The sequence below is a fragment of the Neisseria basseii genome (genome assembly GCF_962707005.1).
Taxonomy (GTDB): domain Bacteria; phylum Pseudomonadota; class Gammaproteobacteria; order Burkholderiales; family Neisseriaceae; genus Neisseria; species Neisseria bergeri.
This window is the reverse complement of sequence record NZ_CAUIXH010000002.1, coordinates 81,755-99,821: the sequence shown is the minus strand read 5'-3', so window position 1 is coordinate 99,821 and position 18,067 is coordinate 81,755. Positions and strand designations below refer to the sequence as shown.

At 51.4% G+C, this 18,067-nt stretch carries 16 protein-coding genes; 12 read left to right on the top strand and 4 right to left on the bottom strand.

All coding sequences use genetic code 11. From position 1 onward, the window contains the following. Nucleotides 1-35 precede the first annotated feature (35 nt). The gene (locus Q9I99_RS01630; RefSeq protein WP_301667379.1) at nt 36-2,249 is read right to left on the bottom strand and encodes a RelA/SpoT family protein; all 2,214 of its coding nucleotides are present in this window, start codon (nt 2,247-2,249) and stop codon (nt 36-38) included. Nucleotides 2,250-2,391: 142 nt separating this feature from the next. On the opposite strand from Q9I99_RS01630, the gene Q9I99_RS01625 reads away from it, so the two are divergent. Further along, complete coding sequence (locus Q9I99_RS01625; RefSeq protein ID WP_301667377.1) at nt 2,392-3,033, top strand: GrxB family glutaredoxin; 642 nt, start codon at nt 2,392-2,394, stop codon at nt 3,031-3,033. 70 nt (nt 3,034-3,103) lie between these two features. Here Q9I99_RS01625 and Q9I99_RS01620 read toward each other — a convergent pair whose 3' ends face one another. Next, the gene (locus Q9I99_RS01620) at nt 3,104-3,742 is read right to left on the bottom strand and encodes a site-2 protease family protein (RefSeq protein ID WP_196428855.1); all 639 of its coding nucleotides are present in this window, start codon (nt 3,740-3,742) and stop codon (nt 3,104-3,106) included. 208 nt (nt 3,743-3,950) lie between these two features. Between Q9I99_RS01620 and Q9I99_RS01615 the strand changes: the two genes are divergently transcribed. The 4 genes from Q9I99_RS01615 to Q9I99_RS01600 all read left to right on the top strand — a co-directional run bounded on the left by Q9I99_RS01615 (nt 3,951) and on the right by Q9I99_RS01600 (nt 6,373). Further along, the gene (locus Q9I99_RS01615; protein WP_003680115.1) at nt 3,951-4,199 is read left to right on the top strand and encodes a hypothetical protein; all 249 of its coding nucleotides are present in this window, start codon (nt 3,951-3,953) and stop codon (nt 4,197-4,199) included. Between the two features lie 157 nt (nt 4,200-4,356). Next, nucleotides 4,357-5,208, top strand: coding sequence for an energy transducer TonB (locus tag Q9I99_RS01610; RefSeq protein WP_196428856.1), 852 nt, complete (start codon nt 4,357-4,359; stop codon nt 5,206-5,208). A 66-nt stretch (nt 5,209-5,274) separates the two neighbouring features. Then, the gene (locus Q9I99_RS01605) at nt 5,275-5,934 is read left to right on the top strand and encodes a MotA/TolQ/ExbB proton channel family protein (RefSeq protein ID WP_196428857.1); all 660 of its coding nucleotides are present in this window, start codon (nt 5,275-5,277) and stop codon (nt 5,932-5,934) included. A 4-nt stretch (nt 5,935-5,938) separates the two neighbouring features. Beyond that, nucleotides 5,939-6,373: an ExbD/TolR family protein gene (locus Q9I99_RS01600; protein WP_003706998.1), complete on the top strand. Its 435-nt coding sequence runs from the start codon at nt 5,939-5,941 to the stop codon at nt 6,371-6,373. A 64-nt stretch (nt 6,374-6,437) separates the two neighbouring features. On the opposite strand, the gene Q9I99_RS01595 is transcribed toward Q9I99_RS01600, so the two are convergent. Together Q9I99_RS01595 and Q9I99_RS01590 are read right to left on the bottom strand one after the other, a co-directional pair. Further along, nucleotides 6,438-6,872, bottom strand: coding sequence for a TIGR01244 family sulfur transferase (locus Q9I99_RS01595; protein ID WP_301667376.1), 435 nt, complete (start codon nt 6,870-6,872; stop codon nt 6,438-6,440). 69 nt (nt 6,873-6,941) lie between these two features. After that, nucleotides 6,942-8,690 (bottom strand): M61 family metallopeptidase, encoded by a 1,749-nt coding sequence (locus Q9I99_RS01590; RefSeq protein ID WP_301667374.1) that lies wholly within the window; start codon nt 8,688-8,690, stop codon nt 6,942-6,944. A gap of 326 nt (nt 8,691-9,016) precedes the next feature. On the opposite strand from Q9I99_RS01590, the gene ccoN reads away from it, so the two are divergent. The 7 genes from ccoN to Q9I99_RS01555 all read left to right on the top strand — a co-directional run bounded on the left by ccoN (nt 9,017) and on the right by Q9I99_RS01555 (nt 17,988). Continuing rightward, nucleotides 9,017-10,450: a cytochrome-c oxidase, cbb3-type subunit I gene (gene ccoN, locus Q9I99_RS01585; protein WP_192883297.1), complete on the top strand. Its 1,434-nt coding sequence runs from the start codon at nt 9,017-9,019 to the stop codon at nt 10,448-10,450. Nucleotides 10,451-10,476: 26 nt separating this feature from the next. Continuing rightward, nucleotides 10,477-11,088, top strand: coding sequence for a cytochrome-c oxidase, cbb3-type subunit II (ccoO, locus tag Q9I99_RS01580; protein WP_002212596.1), 612 nt, complete (start codon nt 10,477-10,479; stop codon nt 11,086-11,088). A 4-nt stretch (nt 11,089-11,092) separates the two neighbouring features. Then, entirely contained in the window at nt 11,093-11,263 is a 171-nt protein-coding gene (locus Q9I99_RS01575) for a CcoQ/FixQ family Cbb3-type cytochrome c oxidase assembly chaperone (protein WP_003752303.1), read from the top strand. Between the two features lie 23 nt (nt 11,264-11,286). Continuing rightward, nucleotides 11,287-12,618, top strand: coding sequence for a cytochrome-c oxidase, cbb3-type subunit III (gene ccoP / locus Q9I99_RS01570; RefSeq protein WP_301667363.1), 1,332 nt, complete (start codon nt 11,287-11,289; stop codon nt 12,616-12,618). Nucleotides 12,619-12,962: 344 nt separating this feature from the next. Next, nucleotides 12,963-14,372, top strand: a complete 1,410-nt coding sequence (locus Q9I99_RS01565; protein WP_301667362.1) for a PepSY-associated TM helix domain-containing protein — start codon at nt 12,963-12,965, stop codon at nt 14,370-14,372. Between the two features lie 100 nt (nt 14,373-14,472). Then, a complete protein-coding gene (gene recC, locus Q9I99_RS01560) occupies nt 14,473-17,682 on the top strand; it encodes an exodeoxyribonuclease V subunit gamma (protein ID WP_301667361.1) in 3,210 nt (1,069 codons plus the stop codon). A 93-nt stretch (nt 17,683-17,775) separates the two neighbouring features. Further along, nucleotides 17,776-17,988, top strand: coding sequence for a hypothetical protein (locus Q9I99_RS01555; RefSeq protein ID WP_118792793.1), 213 nt, complete (start codon nt 17,776-17,778; stop codon nt 17,986-17,988). The last annotated feature ends 79 nt before the right edge of the window (nt 17,989-18,067 follow it).

Here is an 18,067-nt window from a genome sequence, read left to right as displayed (position 1 = left end):
AACAGGTTTGGGCTTTTCAGACGGCATTTTTGTATTTAAAGCCGGGTAACGCTCAATACACCTTTGACGTCGCCGAGGCTGGTGAGGACGCGCGGGAGGTCGTTGACTTGTTTGACTTCGAGCGTGAACCTCATGCTGGCTTCCAAGTCGCGGGACTGGGTTTGCACGGCGGTAACGTTGAGTTTGTGGCGGGCGAGCGCGTCGGATACGTCGCGTAAAAGTCCTGAGCGGTCTTGGGCGCGGATTTCGACATCGACGGCGAATACTTGTCCTTCCTGCAATGCCGCCCAGCTTGCGTCCAACACTTTTTCGGGCGCGTGTTCGGCGAGGTGTCGGAAAGAGGGGCAGGTTTTGCGGTGGACGGAAATGCCGCGCTCGCGGGTAACGAAGCCGACAATATCGTCGGGCGGCGCGGGTTTGCAGCACTTGGCAAGCGTGGTCATCAAGCCGTCTTCGCCATCGATGAGCACACCGGTTTTGCCGCCTTTTTTGATTTTGGACTGTTTGACAATGGTGGTTTCGCTGACGGGCACGGGCGGCGGTTCGTTTAACTTGCCGCAGGCTTTTTGGATGGCGCGGCTGGAAATTTCGCCCTGTCCGACGGCGGTATAGAGGTCTTCGGGCTTTTTGTAGCCGAGGTTTTCTGCAAGCTCTTGCAGGTTGGGTTTAGGCGTGAGTTTGGCAAGCTGCTTGTCGAGTTGGACGCGGCCTTCTTCGCGCACGGTGTCGGCGTTTTGCTGGCGGATGTAGGCGCGGATTTTGCCGATTGCCTTGCTGGATTTGACCCAGCCTTCGTAGAGCCAGTTGACGGAAGGATGCCCTTCTTTGGCGGTGATGATTTCGACGCGCTGTCCGTTTTCAAGCTGGGTGGACAGCGGCACGATTTGCCCTTCGACTTTCGCACCGCGGCAACGGTCGCCGATGCTGCTGTGCAGGGCGTAGGCGAAGTCGATGGGGGTCGCGCCCGTGGGTAGGGAGAGGACTTTGCCGTGCGGGGTCAGGACGTAAATCGTGTCGTTGAAAAGCTCGGTTTTGAAGGCGGCGGCGAGGTCTTCCTTGCCGCTTTCCGCCATGTTTTCACGCCAGTCCAGGAGTTGGCGCAACCAGGCGATTTTTTGTTCGTAGGCTGAATCGCCTTTGCCGCCCTCTTTATAACGCCAGTGGGCGGCGACACCGAATTCGTTGAATTGGTGCATATCGAAGGTGCGGATTTGTACTTCCACGCCTTTGTCTTCCGGGCCGACAATGACGGTGTGCAAACTTTTATAGCCGTTGCCTTTGGGGTTGGCGATATAGTCGTCGAACTCGCCGGGGATGGGCTGCCAGAGGCTGTGGACGATGCCCAGCGTGGTGTAACACTCGGGGACGGTATCGACCAGAATCCGCACGGCACGGATGTCGAACAGCCCGTCGAAGCTGAGTTTTTTCTTCACCATTTTTTTGTAAATGGAGTAGATGTGTTTCGGCCGGCCGGCGACTTCGAAGTGAACGTTGTATTTTTTGAGTTCCGTGCGCAGGATATTGAGGAAGTTTTCGATGTATTCGAGGCGTTCGGTGCGTTTTTCGTCCAAAAGCAGGGCGATTTCGCGGTATTTTTCGGGTTCTTGATGGCGGAAGCCGAGGTCTTCGAGCTGCCATTTGAGCTGCCACACGCCCAAGCGGTTGGCGAGCGGGGCGAAGATGTCGAGGGTTTCTTTGGCGACGGCGCGTTTTTCGGGGCTGTCGGGGACGTTGCTTAAAAATTGCAGGGTGCGCGTACGCATCGCCAGTTTGATTAACACGACGCGGATGTCGGTAACCATCGCAAGAAGCATTTTCCGCATAGTTTCGGCCTGCTGGGCGCGTTCTTCCGGCGTGGCGAGGCTGTCCACGCGGGCGAAGTGGGTAAGTTTCTGCACTTCGTCCACACCTTTGACCAGCTCGGCGACGGTGCTGTTGCAGCGTTCGGAAACCAAGAGGTTCCAATCAGGGACGTAGCGTCCGATGTCGGCAAGCAGGGTGGCGGCGACGGCATCGGGCAGCAGGTCGAGTTCATGAACCATCTGCGCCGCACCGAGGAAGTGGTCGGGTAACGGCTCGCCATACGGCGTGGCGGCATCGGCGGGGTAATGTGCTTCCGCCAGCGAACGGGCGGCTAAGACAAGTTTTTTATCGTTGTCCGGCAGCGCGGCGTAGTAGCTGTCGAACCATTCGCGCAATTCTTGCGGGGTTGCGCTTTGCGTGTCTTGAATCGGGCTGATGGCGGTCATGATGGGGTCTTCCGTTCCGATAAAAACGAGTTTATTGTAACAGCTTATTTATTTACGGTGCATAGGCGGGAAGATAAACTTGTTTCGGGCAGCGCGGGGTGTTAAGGTAGCCGGTACCGACAGGTTGACGAGGAATATTTTGATGAAACTGTATATTTACGACCATTGCCCGTTTTGCGTGCGTGCGCGGATGGCTGCCGGGCTGTTTGGCGCGGACGTTGAAGAAGTCGTGCTGGCAAACGACGACGAGGCAACGCCGATCGGTATGATCGGTGCGAAACAAGTGCCCATCCTGGAAAGAGAGAACGGTTCGTTTATGGGCGAGAGTTTGGACATTGTGCGGCATTTTGACTGCGAAGGCCGTCTGAAAGACGAAGTCTGCCCCGAGATACAGGCATGGCTGGACAAAGTCGGCAGTTACAACAATAAACTGGTGCAGCCGCGCGTAATCAAAATCGGGCTGCCCGAATTTGCAACGCCGGAAGCGGTGAAATATTTCACAGACAAAAAAGAGAAAAGCATCGGCAGCTTTTTCGCCAATTTGAATAAAACCGCCCAATACCTCGAACGGATAAACGCAGATTTGCAAGAGTTGGAGAATCTGATGGACGGTACTTCAGACGGCATCAACGGCGGAATCGGCATGGAGGATATTTTGGTTTTCCCCGTTTTGAGGAATCTGACCGTGGTGCGCGGTATCGAATGGCCTCAAAAGGTGATGGGTTATCTGATGACGATGAGTGAAAAATCAGGCGTGCCGCTTTATTTTGACAGGGCATTGTAAAACAGGAAAACGCGGCAGGGAAATATGTCCTGCCGCGTTTTTTGGAACGTTTATGCCGTCTGAAAACCAGTCAGACGAACATCTGCACAAACGCAATCACCAGCCGCACAATCTGTGCAATAAACGCACCCAATACGCCCGTCAGCATCAGCAGCAGGATAATCCACGTCCCATAGGGTTCGATTTTGCGGAACGCTTGCGAATATTTCGCCGGCAGGAAGGTATCGATAAAAATGCCGCCGTCCGAAGGCAGGATGGGGATGATATTGAGCGCGAACAGAATCGCATTGATCAGAATACCGTAGTTTGCCATTTGAGCCAGCGGCATCTGATACGCCCCGCCGACATACGGAGTCAGCACCAAAACCACGCCCCACAGAACCTCCATCGCCAGATTCGACAGCAGGCCGGACGCGGCAACGCAACGCCAGGCAAGGCGCGGATTGCGGAAGTTGCGCGAATCGATGGGAATCGGACGCGCCCAACCAAATAGAAACGGTGTGAACATCAAAGTAAGCAGCGGCACGATGATTGTGCCGACCGGATCGATATGGGGCAGGGGGTTCAGTGTCAGCCTGCCGTATTGTTCGGCAGTGTTGTCTCCCCAGTAGCGCGCCGTATAGCCGCGCACCACCTCCCTGACGGTAATGGCGAGCAGTACGGGCAGGACGGCAAGCAGGAACACGCCCAAGTCAAAGTTCCGAAACATAATTTTCCTTTATAAAGGTTGGTACGCAGCCGCAACCGGCTGCCGGATAAAGGCGGCAATATATCATTTAACCCGATTTTGTTGGAACGGGAAAACAGGCAGAGCCGCCCCATTTGTCCGCAGGCATCTGAGAATTTATCATAATATATTGTTTCAATATGGATTTTGTGAATATAAAACCTGTAATAAAATAGATTAGAGATACATTATGAATCCAAAAATATGTCCGCGCTGCAACCAAGGAATATTGTATATTTTTAAATCAAAATACATTTTGAAAGAAATTATTCTATGTGACGAATGTGATGCCATGTGGTTAAAAGGAATGAAAATTACATATGGAGATTATGATAAAGATTTTTATAATTATGAAATATTTATGAATCAAAATGGCGTATCTTCTCCTTGGGAAGAGGAGAATATTTTTTTAACACCTTACTATGAAAATGAACTTTAACGCAGATAATTTTTGGTGCTACCCTGCTGCCCGTCGAAGCCGGTTTCGGCTTTAAATCCGCCGGCAAAGAGCAAAACCAAAACTACAGTATTCATATAAAGGCGAATGATAAAAATAGGTTGCAAATAGGAATTGTTGCTATTATTATGCCCGAATTATGGATAAAGAACGAATTTTAACCCCCGCAGTCGTGTTTTCCGTCGCACTGCTGCATTTGGCAATGGTGGCATTGCTTTGGCAGGCGCACAAGCTGCCCGTGATAGAGTCAGGCAATGTTATTGAATTTGTCGATTTGGGCGACTTTGGCGGAGGGGACGGCGCACCCGAAGGCGCAGGCGCGCCTGCCGCGCCCGAACCGCAACCCGAGCCTGAGCAGCCCAAACCTGTCGAGCCGCCCAAACCGGTTTTGAAGCCGGTGGTTACAAAAAAGGCGGATGCAGATATTCAGCAGCCCAAGGAAAAGCCGAAACCCGAAGAAAAACCGAAACCAGAGCCTAAGCCGGAAGTGAAGCCGACTCCCAAACCGGTTGAGAAAACGGTAGAGAAGCCGTCTGAAAAACCTGCCGAATATCCCGGCAATACTTCCGCCAAAGCCGGCAGCGAGCACGGCGGGGGAGAAGGTAAGGGAACCGGTACCAAAGGTGACGGAACGGGGCGCGGAGAAGGCAGCGGTAAAGGCAGCGGCGGAGCCAAAGGTGAGCATGGGGAAGGAACCGGCGGCAGCGGCGGCGGAACAGGGGCCGGCAGCAGCAAAGGTAATCCCCTGCGTGCCAACGGCAGTATTCCGAGACCGCCTTATCCTACGCTTTCTATGGAAAACGATGAACAGGGTACGGTTGTCCTGAGTGTGATGGTATCTCCGGGCGGTCATGTCGAGTCCGTCAAAGTGGTGAAAAGCAGCGGTTTTTCCCGTTTGGACAATGCAGCACGCAAGGCGGCGCAAAACGGGCATTTTCATGCGGATGCTTGGACGGAGTTTAAAGTCCCCGTTAAATTTGAATTGAATTAGGCTGTTGTCGCGGCAGTTTGCGGCAGCTTGGATTTTTGATTTGTTTTTATCAGTTTTGGAATCATTATGGATTTGAAATTAGTGTTTGAATCGGGCGATCCCGTCCTGATCGGTGTGTTTGTGTTGATGCTGCTGATGAGTATCGTAACATGGTGTCTGATTGTCTTACGCAGCATTAAGCTGTATCAGGCTCGCAAAGGCAATACGGTTGTTAAGCAGTATATGAGCAATACTTTGTCTTTGAACGATGCGCTTGAAAAAGTGCGTGCCGTTGACGCTCCCCTGTCCAAACTGGTGCAAGAGGCATTGCAGTCGTACCGCAACTACCGTCAAAATGAAGCTTCCAAATTGGCTCAGGCGCTGCCGTTGAATGAGTATTTGGTCATTCAAATCCGCAACAGTATGGCTCAGATTATGCGTCGCTTTGATTATGGCATGACCGCGCTTGCTTCCATCGGTGCAACCGCACCGTTTATCGGTCTGTTTGGTACGGTCTGGGGGATTTACCATGCTCTGATCAATATCGGACAAAGCGGACAGATGAGTATTGCGGCGGTTGCCGGTCCGATCGGCGAGGCATTGGTTTCTACTGCGGCGGGTCTGTTTGTGGCGATTCCTGCCGTGTTGGCGTACAACTTCCTCAACCGCGGTGCGAAGACGCTGACTCAGGATTTGGATGCGATGGCGCATGATTTGCATGTCCGCCTGTTGAACCAAAAGGATTAATGAAATGGCATTCGGTTCGATGAATTCCGGCGATGACTCGCCGATGTCCGACATCAACGTTACGCCGTTGGTGGATGTGATGCTGGTGTTGCTGATTGTGTTTATGATTACTATGCCGGTGCTGACGCATTCCATTCCTTTGGAACTGCCGACCGCGTCCGAGCAGGCAAACAAGCAGGACAAACAGCCTAAAGACCCCCTGCGCCTGACGATTGATGCGAACGGCGGCTATTATGTCGGCGGGGATTCTGCAAGCAAAGTGGAAATCGGGGAAGTGGAAAGCCGTCTGAAAGCCGCCAAGGAGCAGAATGAAAACGTGATTGTGGCCATTGCGGCAGACAAGGCGGTGGAATACGATTATGTGAACAAAGCGTTGGAGGCTGCCCGTCAGGCAGGGATTACCAAAATCGGTTTTGTAACCGAAACCAAGGCGCAATAAAGTTTGACGTTTGAACGAATGCCGTCTGAAATCTGTTCAGACGGCATTTTTGTATCGGCCGGTTTTATGGTTTGGCGGCTGCTTCTTCCAAACGGCTGCGGAAGTTTTCCAAATTTACGCCTGCCGCTTGGGCGCGGCGGATGATTTCGTCAGCCGGCATACCTTCTGCCGCCCGGCGGAAGCCCCACAGCAACGAGCAGCGCGTACCGGTCCGGCAATAGGCAAGGACGGGAGATTCGGCTTGTCCGATGAGTTGGCGGAAGGTTTCGACATCGTGTTTTTGGATGTCGCGTGCGGTAACGGGTTGGTGATGGAATCCGGTAACGCCTGCTTGTTCCAACCACTGTTTGATTTGGGAGAAGTCGGGCTGCGATTCTTCTTCGCGGTCGGGGCGGTTGCAGATGACGGTTTTGATGCCCAGTTGCGCAATTTGTTCCGCATCGGCTTTGGTCAGTTGCGGAGAAATATAGAGGTGTTCGTCAAGTTTCAGAATGGCCATTTTGTTTCCTTTGCTTTGCCTTGCGGTTGTTTTTCAGACGGCATTTTGTGTGCAATGCCGTCTGAAAGTTTAACCGAACAACCAGTTTTCCAACAGGTTCCGGTCTGTGATATGTAGGATGGCAGTATCCGCCGCCGCTGCCTGAACCGTCAAGACGGTTTGACGCAATATGCCTGCACGGAAGAAGTGGATATTGATTTTTGCATTGACGTGGTATCGGGCCCATTGTGCGGCAAAGTCGGTGCAGGCATAACCGTCTAAAGCAATGATTTTGTCTTGCGGGCACAGTGCCGCAGATTCCGCGCTGCTGCCGTTGAAGACATGGGTCAGGACGATGTGGTCGGCGTTTTGTTTGAAACGTGCGCCGAAATCGCCTGCCGGCGGGACGGGGCAGATGTGTTCCGCATATCCGCCGCCGTGTTGTCGGGGAAGAGGCAGGAAGGTCAGTCCCACGCCTGCGGTTGCCAGGCATTCGGCAAGCGGCAAATCTTCGGTGCTGTATAACGCTTTTTGGAAAAAATCTTCCAAATCCAAGCCGGTAATTTCCTGACAGCGGATTTGCCAGTGTTTTTCCGGAATGCCCGCGCGCGTATCCGCCCACTCCCGATAGAGTTTGTCCATTACCGTATCGAGAGAATGTCTGCCGCCGCTTTTGTTCCGTATCAGCAAATCAAGGCACAATGCGGCAAGCGCGCCTTTTTGGTAGTAGCTGACGATGGCGTTCGGACTGTTTTCATCCGGTTTGTAAAATTTGTTCCACGCGGTAAAACTCGATTCCGCCAAGGTCTGCCTCAAACGGCCGCAGGTTTGTTGTACGCGCGTAATGCCTTGTGCCAGCAGGTTTAAATAAGATTCGGGCGAGATGGTGCGGCTGCGTGCCAAAAACAAATCGTCGTAATAGGATGTAATGCCTTCGAATGCCCATAGTTGTTCGGTATAGTTTTCTTTGTCGAGGTCATAAGGGACGAACGCGGCAGGTTTGATGGATTTGACGTTCCATGCATGAAAATATTCATGGGAGAAAAGTCCGAGCAATGTGGTGTAGGCATCGTCGGCATCGGTCATACCGTACGGCGGAAGGCTGTGGCGGTCGGCGAGCAGGGCGGTGCTGTCGGCGTGTTCCAAACCGCCGTAAATATGGTCGCCGACGTGGAGCAGGAACAAATATTTCTCAAATGGGGCAGGGGAGGAAAACATCGCCAGTTCTGTTTCGCAGATTTCTTTGATGTCCGAAACCAGCTTGTTGCGGTCGAAATCGGGATATATGCCGCTTAAGGCAATCGTGTGCGGAATGCCTGCCGCCTCAAAATCTAAAAATTCAATCAAGCCCATCTCGACAGGTCGGTCAATCAATTCGGCATAAGATGCCGTCTGAAAGACAAACCTCCCTGTTTCCGGCAGTGTTGTGGCAATACGCCATTCGGGTGGAATGCCCGTCAATTCCAAGCGGTGCGGCAGCGTTTCCGTTCCTTCGACTTTCAAAAACAGGCACGATCCGTCAAAAAAACCTCGTTCCGTAGACAGGAAAGAACCTCGAACCGACAAATCGAATGCATATACGGTGTAGCAGATTTGCCACTCGCCGCGTATGGAGGCGGCACGCCAACAGTTTTTTGCAATTTGGTCGAGTCGGACGGGTACACCGTTGCAGGATGCATCGATAGATGTAATGTGGCGGGAAAAATCCCGAATCAGATAGCTGCCCGGTACCCAGTTTGGCAAGCTTATTTCTATTGGAAAATCATCATCTTGTGTGAATGTCAGCAGGATGTGCCATTCATGGTCTAGAGGGGAGGGGGTAATTTCATAATTAATCATGGCTATTAAATATATCGTTAAATATTATTGATAAAATGTCTTTAAAATGCAGCTTAATCTACATCAATAAAGTGTTATAAAAAAGGAGGCTTGAAAAACAAAGCAATGTCAAACTGGTTGCAATTTATTATAACAATATGATTTATATATAATAAGAATGAATTTAAGAAAAATTTTCCTTTATGTTGCAAATGTAATTCTGCTTGGCGTAAGAAAGCAGATATGTTAAATTTAGAAAAAATTACGCTTGCCCAAGTTGTACCTTAAGAGGTCGCAAAAGTGGGCAGGATAAAAAATTTTTATTCCCATAATTCATGGAGACTCTCATGGACACACAAACTTACAACTACAAAGTGGTGCGCCAGTTCGCCATCATGACTGTAGTTTGGGGTATCGTGGGTATGTTGGTCGGCGTTATCGTAGCTGCCCAACTGTTTGCTCCCGCCCTTGATTTGTCTAATATCGGACCTTGGTTCCACTTCGGTCGCCTGCGTCCGCTGCACACCAATGCGGTTATTTTCGCATTCGGAGGCTGCGGTCTGATCGGTACATCATACTACGTTGTCCAACGTACTTGTAATACCCGCCTGTTTGGCGGTTGGCTGCCGGCATTTACCTTTTGGGGCTGGCAGGCGGTAATCGTTGCCGCCGCCGTCAGCTTCCCTATGGGTTGGACCCAAGGTAAGGAATATGCCGAACTGGAATGGCCGATTGACATTCTGATTACTTTGGTTTGGGTTGCATACGCTATTGTATTCTTCGGTACGATTGCCAAACGCAAGGTGAAACATATTTACGTTGCCAACTGGTTCTACGGCGGCTTTATTTTGGCGGTCGCACTTTTGCACATTGTCAATAACATCAGCATCCCGGCCGGTTTGATGAAATCGTATCCTGTTTATTCCGGTGCGATTGATGCCATGGTTCAATGGTGGTACGGGCATAACGCCGTAGGCTTCTTCCTGACTGCCGGCTTCTTGGGTATGATGTACTACTTCGTCCCCAAACAAGCAGGTCGCCCCGTTTATTCCTACCGCTTGTCTGTCGTTCACTTCTGGGCGCTGATCTTCACCTATATGTGGGCGGGTCCGCACCATCTTCACTACACTGCGCTGCCTGACTGGACTCAATCTTTGGGTATGGTTCTGTCTTTGATTCTGTTTGCACCCTCTTGGGGCGGTATGATTAACGGCATCATGACCTTGTCCGGCGCGTGGGACAAACTGCGTACTGACCCAATTCTTAAATTCCTGATTGTATCCTTGTCCTTCTACGGTATGTCTACCTTTGAAGGTCCGATGATGTCGATTAAAACGGTCAATGCATTGAGCCACTATACGGACTGGACTGTCGCGCACGTTCATGCTGGTGCGTTGGGCTGGGTAGGCTTCGTAACCATCGGTTCCGTCTATTACATGATTCCCCGTCTGTTCGGCAAAGAACAGATGCACAGCACCAAACTGGTAGAGGCGCATTTTTGGATTGCGACCATCGGCGTGGTTCTGTATATCGCCGCGATGTGGATTGCCGGTGTGATGCAGGGTTTGATGTGGGGTTCTTTGAACGATGACGGTACGCTGACCTACTCGTTTGTCGAATCCGTAAAACGCACCATGCCTTACTACATGATTCGTTTTGCAGGTGGTTTATTGTATCTGAGTGGTATGTGCATTATGGCGTACAACGTGTACCGCACAGCCATCGGTGGTAAAGCAGTCGATGCCGAAATCCCTGCGGTTTCCCAAACACAGCACCACTAAAATACTAAGAAAGATAGGCTACCAAAATGAAATTACAACAATTGGCTGAAGAAAAAATCGGTGTTCTGATTGTGTTCACGCTGCTTGTAGTCAGTGTCGGTCTGTTGATTGAAGTTGTGCCCTTGGCCTTTACCAAGGCGGCAACACAGCCGGCTCCGGGCGTGAAGCCTTACAATGCCTTGCAGGTTGCCGGACGCGATATTTACATCCGTGAGGGCTGTTACAACTGCCACTCTCAAATGATTCGTCCGTTCCGTGCGGAAACCGAGCGTTACGGTCATTACTCTGTTGCCGGAGAGTCGGTTTACGACCATCCGTTCCAATGGGGTTCCAAACGTACTGGTCCTGATTTGGCACGTGTAGGCGGCCGCTATTCCGACGAATGGCACCGTATCCACCTGCTGAATCCCCGTGATGTCGTGCCTGAGTCCAATATGCCGGCATTTCCGTGGCTTGCACGCAATAAAGTCGATGTCGATGCAACCGTTGCCAACATGAAGGCTTTGCGTAAAGTAGGTACTCCTTACAGTGATGAGGAAATTGCGAAAGCGCCTGAGGCTTTGGCAAACAAATCCGAGCTGGATGCTGTAGTCGCCTATCTGCAAGGATTGGGTCTGGCTTTGAAAAACGTAAGGTAACATCATGGATATTAACGGTATTCGCGCTCTTTTCACGGTATGGATCTTTATCTGTTTCCTGTTGGTACTCTATATCGTCTTCAACAGGCGGAATAAGAAAAACTACGATGATGCCGCAAACAGCATTTTTGATGAAAACCAAGATGCGCAAGATAAGAAAAGCGAAAACCGTTAATATTGTGATAACGGAGCAAAACAATGAACACAACATCCCAATTTACCAGTAACTTCTGGAATATATATATTGCAGTTATTGTCTTACTGAGCTTTATCGCTTTGGCTTGGCTGCTGCTGTCTCAAAATGTTGTCAAACGCCCGAAAAAAGGCGAAGAAGTACAAACTACAGGCCATGAGTGGGACGGTATTGCCGAATACGACAACCCGCTGCCGCGCTGGTGGTTTTGGCTGTATGTTTTGACATGGCTGTTCGGTATCGGTTATCTGGTTATGTATCCGGGTGTCGGCGACTACAAAGGCCTGCTGAAATGGACCAGCCACAACCAATATGAAAAAGAGGTCAAAAAAGCCGATGAGCAATACGGTAAACTGTATGCCAAGTTTGCGGATATGCCGATTGAAAAAGTGGCAAAAGACCCACAGGCCAAGCAAATCGCCCAAAACCTGTTCAATACCTACTGTATCCAGTGCCACGGCTCTGATGCCAAAGGTTCCAAAGGTTTTCCGAATCTGACCGACAGCGATTGGCTGTGGGGCGGCGATCCCGATAAAATCCACGAGACCATCGAAAAAGGCCGTGTTGCTACCATGCCTGCATGGGGTCCTGCTTTAGGTGAGGAAGGCGTAAAAGACGTTGCGCATTATGTGATGTCTCTTTCAAAACCCAAAGGCCAGTATGATGAGGAACGTGCTGCACGCGGACAAGTCTTATTCAGCGGTCCGCCTGCCAACTGTTTCACTTGCCACGGCGATAAGGGACAAGGTATCCAAGGTTTGGGTCCGAATCTGACTGATGACGTGTGGTTGTGGGGCGGTACGCAAAAATCCATTATTGAAACCATTACCAACGGCCGCAGCAGCCAAATGCCTGCGTGGGGACATTTCTTGGATAAAGACAAACTGCATATTATGACTGCTTATGTATGGGGTCTTTCCAATAAAGACGGTAAAGCTCCGGTGAAAAAAGCCGAGCCTGCACCGACTCCTGCACCGGCGGCAGAACCCGCAGCATCTGCTCCTGCAGAAGCAGCACAAGCCGCTTCTGAAGCCAAACCTGCCGCAGCAGAACCTAAAGCCGAGGAAAAAGCCGCACCTGCTGCCAAAGTGGACGGCAAACAGGTTTATGAAACCGTTTGTGCCGCCTGCCATGGCAATGCGATTCCGGGTATTCCCCACGTCGGCACCAAAGCCGATTGGGCCGACCGCATCAAAAAAGGTAAGGACACATTGCACAAACACGCAATCGAAGGTTTCAATACGATGCCCGCAAAAGGCGGTCGCGGCGATTTGAGCGATGATGAGGTCAAAGCTGCAGTTGACTATATGGTCAACCAGTCAGGCGGCAAATTCTAACCGTTGTTTTCCGACTTTGTCGGATGCAGAAATCCGGATTCATATCGAATCCGGATTTTTTATTTTGAATGGAAATCCTGTTTTTGATTTATGCCGTCTGAAAGTGGGGATTTTGATGCTTAAACGGTCAGACCGACTGATATTTTTGTATGGTTTAAAGAATGGTGCAGTTGGGTGTTGGACAGCATTGTTTGATGCTTTCAGACGGCATATAGGTTTGTTTCTTCAAAATTGAATCTTTTTTCATATGTTGCGAAAAATATTGATTTTAGTCATAAAGAACTAGTCTTTATTGTTTATAATCGCGCATCATCACGATAACTCTAATTTCAAAAGGACGATTAATGGATACACAAATCAAAACTGAAGCCGGTCAGCAGAATAACCGGCGTTATCTGACCGTTTGGCGGTGGCATTTTTATGCCGGTTTGTTGGTTATGCCCTTCTTGACCCTGCTTGCCGTTACAGGTTTGGGTATGCTGTTGTTTGCCAATATTACCGGCAAGGAGGGCGAACGTATTCATATTACCCCTCAGGCAGTGGTGCAGCCCCTCTCTGTTCAGGCAGAAGCGGCACGCAGTGCCGTTAATCCGGAGACTTCGTCCGTCGTCCAATATATTGCACCGCGTGCCGATGATATGGTTGCCGTGTTCCGTGTCAACAATGAGGGCAAGGCAACCATGGTTGCGGTCGATCCTTATACGGCAAAAGTGGTCAGTACCATGCCGCGCAATCAGGGTTGGTATCACACGATGGATGAAATCCACAGTGATATGATGCTCGGTGCGGCAGGCGATTATCTTTTGGAAACGGCTGCATCGCTGACGATTATCATGATAATCAGCGGTTTGTACCTTTGGTGGGTGAAACGGCGCGGCATCAAGGCGATGCTGCTGCCGCCAAAAGGCAGGGCGCGTTCTTGGTGGCGGAATCTGCACGGCGCGTTTGGAACTTGGGTATCGTTGATTTTACTGTTGTTCTGCCTGTCGGGTATTGCTTGGGCAGGTATTTGGGGAGGCAAGTTCGTACAGGCTTGGAGTCAGTTCCCTGCCGGCAAATGGGGTGTCGAGCCGAACCCTGTTTCAGTCGTGCCGACCCACGGCGAGGTATTGAATGACGGCAAGGTTAAGGAAGTGCCGTGGGTTTTGGAACTTACGCCTATGCCCGTTTCAGGGACGACAGTGGGTGAAGGCGGCATTAACTCCGACGAGCCGATGACATTGGAAACCGTCGACCGTTTTGCGCGGGAAATCGGTTTCAAAGGGCGTTATCAGCTGAATTTGCCCAAAGGCGAGGACGGCGTATGGACTTTGTCGCAAGACTCTATGAGTTACGACATGATCAGCCCGTTTGCCGACCGCACGGTACATATCGACCAATACAGCGGCAAAATCCTTGCCGACATCCGCTTTGACGATTACAACCCGTTCGGCAAATTTATGGCGGCAAGCATTGCGCTGCATATGGGTACTCTGGGCTGGTGGAGCGTATTGGCAAACGTCTTGTTCTGCCTTGCCGTGATTTTTATCGGCATCAGCGGTTGCGTGATGTGGTGGAAACGCCGTCCGACCGGAGCGGTGGGCATTGTTCCTCCGGCGCAGAAAATCAAGCTGCCCGTCTGGTGGGCGATGGCTGTGCCGCTGCTGCTGATTGCACTGCTTTTCCCGACTGCATTGGTTGCCATTGCCGTGATTTGGCTGTTGGATACGTTGCTGCTGTCGCGGATTCCTGTTTTGAGGAGATGGTTTAAATGACCCGATGCCGTCTGAAGCGTTCAGACGGCATTTTGTTTGAAGGCGGGCGGGGGAAAGGCTATATAATCTCGAATACTTTTCCGCAACTTTTGTCGAAATCATGTTTTATCTGTATCAATCCAACCGTCTTGAAACGCTGGCGGCACTGTTTGCCCACATTCAAAAAGTCAAACCGCTGAAATCGGCTTTACAGCCCGAACAGATTATTGTGCAGAGTCAGGGGATGCGCCGCTACCTCAATACCTGCCTCGCCCGCGATTTGGGCGTGGCGGCGAATTTGGCGTTCAGCCTGCCTGCCGGTCTGACGTGGAAGTTGATGAAAAAACTGATTCCCGGTATTCTGGAACTCAGCCCGTTTGCCCCCGAAGTCATGCGCTGGCGGCTGCTGGATTTGTTCCGCAGCGAGGCATTCCGGAATACGGCAGAATTTGAAGATGTGAGGCGTGTGCTGCAAGACTATCTGGGCAGCGGCGAATCGGCGGATTATCAGCTTGCGGGACAGCTTGCGGACATATTCGACCAATACCTCGTCTATCGCCCGCAGTGGATTGACGCGTGGCAGCAGGGCAGGATACTCGGTTTGGGCGACGACGAAATCTGGCAGTCCAAACTGTGGCGTTACCTCGACGACGGCAGGCAGAGCGCGCCGCACCGTGTCGCGTTGTGGGAAAAGCTGTTGGCTTCTTTGAGCAGCGACAAGTTGCCCGAACGCTATTTCGTGTTCGGCATTTCCACTATGGCGCCGATGTATCTTCAGCTTTTGCACAAGCTGTCCGAACATTGCGACGTGTTCGTGTTCGCACTCAATCCGAGCGGGATGCATTGGGGCAACGTCATCGAAGCGGCGCAAATCCTCAAAGGCGGCGGCGATCCCGATCTGACTCAGGCAGGTCATCCGCTGCTTGCCTCATTGGGCAAGCAGGGGCGGGACTTTTTCGACTTTTTAAACGAAATGGAAATAGAAGGAGAAACGCCGGTATTTGAAGAAGGCGGGCGCGATACGCTTTTGCACGCCCTGCAAACCGATATTCAAAACCTGAAAATGCCGTCTGAAAATGTGGGAAGCGTCGGTACGGATGACGGCTCGATACGCATCGTCTCGGCACACAGCCCTTTGCGCGAATTGCAGATACTCAAAGACAAGCTGTTGAAAATTCTGCATGAACATCCCGATTGGCAGCCGCACGACATCGCCGTATTAACCCCGAATATCGAATCCTATACGCCTTTTATCGAAGCCGTGTTCGGACAGGCGCAGCCCGGTGCGCAGGCATTGCCGTATTCCGTGTCAGACGTGAAAATCAGCCGCCGACAACCGCTGTTTCATGCTTTGTCATGCCTGTTCGACTTGTTGGAAAGCCGATTTGAAGTCGATAAAGTGCTTGTGCTTTTAGAAACCGCACCCGTGTTGCGCCGTTTCGGACTGACCGAGGACGATTTGCCGCTTTTGCACGATATGGTTGCCGATTTGAACGTTCACTGGGGTTTGGACGGAGAAATGCGCGGCGGCACGGATCAGCTGTTCACCTGGAAGCAGGCGGTAGAACGCATGATATTGGGCTGGATGCTGCCCGAAGGCGGCAATCCGATGTGGCAGGATGTCAGCGCGTGGTATGCCGACGTGAATCAAACCGCCATGTTCGGACGTTTTGCCGCCTTTATCGAGTCCCTGTCGGATATTGTACGGATATGGCGGCAACCTGCGACGGTTGATGAATGGGTAGGACGTTGCCGAGGTTTGCTTAAAACATTGTTCCAAGCCGAAGCCGATGACCAAAAGGCAGTCCAAAATCTCGAAAACGAATGGGTCAAATGGCAGGAAGAGAGTGCTCTGGCTGGGTTCGTCGGACAGTTGCCACAACAAACCGTCATCCGCCACATCCGCCGCTTCCTCGACAGCGAAAGCGAGGCAGGCTTTTTACGCGGCGGCATCACCTTTTGCAGTATGGTACCGATGCGCAGCCTGCCCTTTAAAGTCATCTGCCTGTTGGGTTTGAACGACGGAGATTTTCCCCGTAATACCAAAGCCGCCGTATTCGACCTGATTGCCAAACATCCCGCCAAAGGCGACCGCGCCCGCCGCGACGACGACCGCTACCTCTTCCTCGAAGCCCTCATCAGCGCGCGCGAAATCCTGTATTTGTCCTACATCGGGCGCGACATCCGCAAAGACGAAGAACTGGCTCCGTCTTCGCTGTTGGGCGAACTCATTGACACAGTTGCCGCCATGACCGGCACAAACAGTCGCCAACTTGCACAAAATTGGATAGAACAGCATCCGCTGCAAGCCTTCTCGCGCCGATATTTCCAAGAAGGCGGACGTTCAGACGGCATATTCGGCACGCGTACCGACTACGCCGCCGCGCTCGGACAAACGCCCGAACCGCCGCAACCCTTTTTCGACACACCCATCGACAGCCGCGAACCCGTTGCCGAAATCGGACAGGACGAATTTATCCGCTTCTGGCGCAACCCCGTCAAAGTATGGCTGCAACAGCAGCTTGCGTGGAGCGAACCCCATATCGGCGAAGCCTGGGAGCCTGCCGAACCCTTCGAGCCGCAACACGCCGGTCAAATCGCCGAAACCTACATCGAAGCACGGCGCGAAGGACGGGATTTTACCCAGACCGCCGCCCGCATCGTTGCGGAAAGCCTCCTGCCGTCGGGAGAGTTGGGCAGACTTTGGCAGCAGGACTTCCAAACCGCCGCCAAACAAATCGACACGGCGGTTTTAAACAGCCCAAAACTGCCCCCGTTCCCATACGCCGTACCGTCGGACGGACAAATCCTGAAAGGCAGTTTGAGCAATTTATACCAATGCGGACAAGTGTTTTACGCCTACGGCAAACCCAATGCGCCGCAACGTATCGCTTTTCTGCTGGAACACCTGATATTTTGCGCCGTTATGCCGTCTGAAGCCGAAACGCGGCAAACCTTTATCGTCCAATCCGGAGAAACCGAAGTATTGGCGGAAATCGCGCAAGGCAGGGCATTGCGGCTGTTGTCGGAATGGATGGCGTTTTTCAATATCGGGCAAAACCGCCCGCTGCCGTTTTTTGCCAAAACCTCGCTTGCCGCCGCCGAAGCGTTTGCCCAAAAACAAGATTGGGAAGCCGTCCTGAAAAAAGCCCAAACCGCCTACCACGGCAACAAAGTCAGCAAAGGGCAGAAAGACTATACCGAAGTCGCCCTCGTTTTCGGCAACGCAAGCCAAAACCCGCTCGAACAGCCCCTGTTTGAAAACCTCGCCCGCCTGCTCGCCGATACGCTTGCCGCAGCGGAAAAAAAGGAAGAGGACGGAGAAGCCTGACGGGATGGGAAGGCAAATGCCGTCTGAAAACTTATTTGCTGTTTTCAGACGGCATTTTTTTTATCGTGTTTAAATATTTAAAAGGTAAATTATATGAAAAACAAAATCCAGACAATTATGGCAAAACATGACCCATGGCATGAAGATGATTTTGAGTCGTATGAAAGCATTGCCAAAGATATATCGTTAATGACAGACAAAGTGCACATCGAACACTATTTGTTAGAAGTTTATTCAGAAGAAAACGGACATTTTGACCAAGAGAATGTCCATGCAATGATAGAAGAAATTAAAAATGCAATTTAGTGAATATGTATTTTTAGAAGAAGGCTTTGTGTCATTTTGATGCCGTCTGAAAGGGTTTGTTTCAGACGGCATTGTTACC